Source organism: Salegentibacter sp. 24, from assembly GCF_004362395.1.
Taxonomy (GTDB): Bacteria; Bacteroidota; Bacteroidia; order Flavobacteriales; family Flavobacteriaceae; genus Salegentibacter.
In genome coordinates this window covers 1-1,137 of the sequence record NZ_SNWE01000060.1, presented here as the reverse complement: position 1 = coordinate 1,137, position 1,137 = coordinate 1, and the positions used below count along the sequence as shown (strand labels likewise).

1 protein-coding gene is annotated in these 1,137 nt (G+C 45.5%); it reads right to left on the bottom strand.

Annotated elements, in window-relative coordinates:
• Positions 1 to 41 precede the first annotated feature (41 nt).
• A partial coding sequence (ltrA, locus tag DET49_RS18350) for a group II intron reverse transcriptase/maturase (protein WP_133550313.1) occupies positions 42 to 1,137 on the bottom strand: 1,096 nt, incomplete at its 5' end.

Genomic DNA, 1,137 nt, shown 5'->3' with positions numbered 1-1,137 from the left:
TCACACCACGCGTACGTACGGTTCTCGTATACGGCGGTTCCTTAGTTTACCCTGACTTTCCTATAGCAATCCGTAAAGAAGGTATATCCAGCTTTAGCCAGGCGTTCCGTGGTAATAGTTCGGTTAAGGATGGGACTACTGGCAATATGCCAATAGCCTTTTCGGGTGTTTGCAAATTCCCTTACCTTGGATTTGGATAAACCAAGTTTTAAGAGATTGCTAAAACGGGTTCTAATCCGTTTCCATTGCTTCCAAATAATCATCCTGAGTCGTCTTCTATACCACTCGTCTATTCTAGGCATCAACGTTTTCATATCAGCCAACTTAAAATAGTTTACCCAGCCTCTTATATACTGCCGGAGCTCCTGCTTCCTGTGCTCATTTCCCCAACCATTACTCCTATTGGTAAGCTCTTTAATTCGCTTCCGCATTCGGGTAATGCTGCTGGGATGGGCTCGAAGCCGGCAACCTTCTTTTCTTTTATAGAAACCATAGCCCAGAAATTTAATTCTGGAGATATAGCCTACAGCGGTTTTCTTCTGATTTACCTTGAGGAACAATTTATTCTCTATGAAAGGAATGATATTGCGAAGACTGCGCTGCGCACTTCGTTTGCTCTTGCATAAAATCACAAGATCGTCCGCATAGCGGACAAAGCGATGTCCCCTTCTATGGAGTTCCTGATCCAGCTCATTGAGTATAATATTGCTCAATAGCGGGCTTAAAGGACCTCCCTGCGGAACTCCCCTTTTGCTCGACTTAAGTCTTCCCCGTTCCATCACTCCGGCACGGAGGTATTTATGAATCAGGGAGACCACCCTTCCATCTTTAATGGTTCGGGAGAGTACTTCAATAAGCTTACTTTGACTTACGGTATCAAAGAATTTCTCCAAGTCCATATCCACCGCGTATTTATATCCCGCAGTGATAAATGCCTGGCATTGTTTTACAGCTTTGTGAGCACTCCGGTTTGGCCGGAAGCCGTAGCTCTGTGGGGAAAATTGTTTCTCGAAGGTTGGAGATAATACCTGCGCCATTGCCTGTTGGATAACCCGATCGACTACCGATGGAATACCCAGGCTGCGCTTGTTTTTAGAATCCGCCTTGGGTATGTATACCCGGCGAACAGGATTGGGA